This is a genomic window from Symplocastrum torsivum (assembly GCF_059505465.1).
Genome location: NZ_JCACKQ010000130.1, coordinates 1 through 3174, shown reverse-complemented (window position 1 = coordinate 3174; position 3174 = coordinate 1). Strand labels below are relative to the sequence as shown.

The 3174-nt window shown below is 53.1% G+C and carries 2 rRNA genes; both read right to left on the bottom strand.

Going from position 1 to position 3174, the window contains the following annotated elements:
• Nucleotide 1 precedes the first annotated feature (1 nt).
• A 5S ribosomal RNA gene (gene rrf, locus AC5JL3_RS33005) occupies nucleotides 2–119 on the bottom strand.
• A gap of 52 nt (nucleotides 120–171) precedes the next feature.
• Nucleotides 172–3066, bottom strand: a 23S ribosomal RNA gene (locus AC5JL3_RS33000).
• Between the last annotated feature and the right edge of the window lie 108 nt (nucleotides 3067–3174).

The following is a 3174-nucleotide window of genomic DNA, read 5'->3' as shown; positions in this document are numbered from 1 at the left end:
GACCTGGCACCGAGCTATTTTCCCGTGGGGCAACCCCCAAAGTATCTTCGCCGCAGCAACGTTTCACAACCGAGTTCGGGATGGAGTCGGAGTGGAGCCATCGCGCCAATAGCACCAGGAAGGGTGTTGAACCTTCAAGACTGCATAGCAACATAGATTCATTAGATGTTTGAGGTCAAGCCCTCGGTCGGTTCGCACGCCTCGGCTACAGACATTACTGCCCTTCCACCTAGCGCCGATTAACGGGTGTTCTGCCCGTGACCTTACCCACTTTTAGTGGTGAGAGCACTCATCTTGAGGTGGGCTTCCCACTTAGATGCTTTCAGCGGTTATCCGCTCCGCACTTGGCTACCCAGCGTTTACCGTTGGCACGATAACTGGTACACCAGCGGTGCGTCCTTCCCGGTCCTCTCGTACTAAGGAAGGCTCCTCTCAATGCTCTTACGCCTGCACCGGATATGGACCGAACTGTCTCACGACGTTCTGAACCCAGCTCACGTACCGCTTTAATGGGCGAACAGCCCAACCCTTGGGACGTACTTCCGCCCCAGGTTGCGATGAGCCGACATCGAGGTGCCAAACCTCCCCGTCGATGTGGACTCTTGGGGGAGATCAGCCTGTTATCCCTAGAGTAACTTTTATCCGTTGAGCGACGGCCCTTCCATGCAGTGCCGTCGGATCACTAAGGCCGACTTTCGTCCCTGCTTGAGTTGTCCCTCTTGCAGTCAAGCTCCCTTTTGCCTTTACACTCTTTGGCTGATTTCCAACCAGCCTGAGGGAACCTTTGCGCGCCTCCGTTACCTTTTAGGAGGCGACCGCCCCAGTCAAACTGCCCACCTGAAACGGTTCCTTGACCGGATTACGGTTCAAGGTTAGAATCCTAGCCTCGCTAGAGTGGTATCTCACCATTGGCTCCCTTGACCCCACAAGGTCAAGTTCAACGCCTCCCACCTATCCTGCGCAAGCGAAGCCCGGACCCAATTCCAGGCTACAGTAAAGCTTCATAGGGTCTTTCTGTCCAAGTGCAGGTAGTCCGTATCTTCACAGACAATCCTATTTCGCCGAGCCTCTCTCCGAGACAGCTCCCAGATCGTTACGCCTTTCGTGCGGGTCGGAACTTACCCGACAAGGAATTTCGCTACCTTAGGACCGTTATAGTTACGGCCGCCGTTCACCGGGGCTTCGGTCGTCAGCTTCGCCCCGAAGAGCTAACCAACTTCCTTAACCTTCCGGCACTGGGCAGGCGTCAGCCCCCATACGTCGAATTACTTCTTAGCGGAGACCTGTGTTTTTGGTAAACAGTCGCCTGGGACTCTTCACTGCGACCCACGTCTTAGGTGGGCACCCCTTCTCCCGAAGTTACGGGGCCATTTTGCCGAGTTCCTTAGAGAGAGTTATCTCGCGCCCCTCGGTATTCTCTACCACCCCACCTGTGTCGGTTTCGGGTACAGGTAAAACGGATTTAACGTGCCACCGAGCTTTTCTAGGAAGCTTGACTCCTATCACTTCGAGTCCGTAGACTCTCGTACTCGCCTCTTGGCTCAGTCTGTTTTCTCCAGACCTCAACACCTTGATGGCTTAAACCGGCACTACCAATCGCCGGCTGATGTAAGCCTTCTCCGTCCCTCTGCACAAATCCGCTTCAGTACGGGAATATTCACCCGTTGTCCATCGACTACGCTTTTCAGCCTCGCCTTAGGTCCTGACTAACCCTCCGTGGACGAGCCTTCCGGAGGAACCCTTAGGGTTTCGGGGCTAGGGATTCTTACCCTAGTTTGCGCTACTCAAGCCGACATTCTCACTTCCATACAGTCCACACCTGCTTGCCGCTAGTGCTTCTCACCATATGGAACGCTCCCCTACCGATACATAAATTACATATCCCACAGCTTCGGCAGGTCACTTAGCCCCGTTCATTTTCGGCGCAGAATCGCTTGACCAGTGAGCTATTACGCACTCTTTCAAGGATGGCTGCTTCTAGGCAAACCTCCTGGTTGTCTTTGCAATTCCACCTCCTTAATCACTGAGTGACCATTTTGGGGCCTTAGCTGGTGGTCTGGGCTGTTTCCCTCTTGACGATGAAGCTTATCCCCCACCGTCTCACTGGTGATGTGTACTTCTGGTATTCAGAGTTTGTCTCGATTTGGTACCGCTCTCGCAGCCCGCACCGAAACAGTGCTTTACCCCCAGATTTAAACCATCACCGCTGCGCCTCAACACATTTCGGGGAGAACCAGCTAGCTCCGGGTTCGATTGGCATTTCACCCCTAACCACACCTCATCCGCCGATTTTTCAACATCGGTCGGTTCGGACCTCCACTTGGTGTTACCCAAGCTTCATCCTGGACATGGTTAGATCACCCGGGTTCGGGTCTACAACTCGTGACAATATTCGCCCTTTTTGGACTCGCTTTCGCTTTGGCTCGGGCTTTTCACCTTAACCTGCCACGACCTGTAAGTCGCCGGCTCATTCTTCAACAGGCACACGGTCAGACGTTGAATCGTCCTCCCATTGCTTGTAGGCTTACGGTTTCATGTTCTATTTCACTCCCCTTCCGGGGTTCTTTTCACCTTTCCCTCGCGGTACTGGTTCACTATCGGTCACACAGGAGTATTTAGCCTTACGAGATGGTTCTCGCGGATTCACACGGGATTTCACCTGCCCCATGCTACTCGGGATACAGCTAGTATCTTTCTACTTTCGACTACAGGACTTTCACCTTCTCGGGTGCCACATTCAATGGCTTCGTCTAGCAGTACGGATTCCATATCGCTGTCCCACAACCCCAACTGTAATAACAGTTGGTTTAGGCTCTTCCCGTTTCGCTCGCCGCTACTCGGGGAATCTCTTTTTGATTTCTTTTCCTCCAGCTACTAAGATGTTTCAGTTCACTGGGTTGGCTCATGCCTGTCTATATATTCAACAGGCTGTTCTTGGGGTTGCCCCATTCGGACATCTCCGGATCTCAGCTTGCTTCCAGCTCCCCGGAGCGTATCGTCGGTCGCGACGTCCTTCTTCGCCTCTGTGTGCCTAGGTATCCACCATAAGCCCTTGTTCGCTTGACCACATTTTCTTACATTTGGCGTCTGTGATACTTAGCTTAAAGCCATCAGCTTTTAGCTATCTACCTGACAGAATTTTTGTTGCTATGCAGTTTTCAAGGTTCTCGCTGG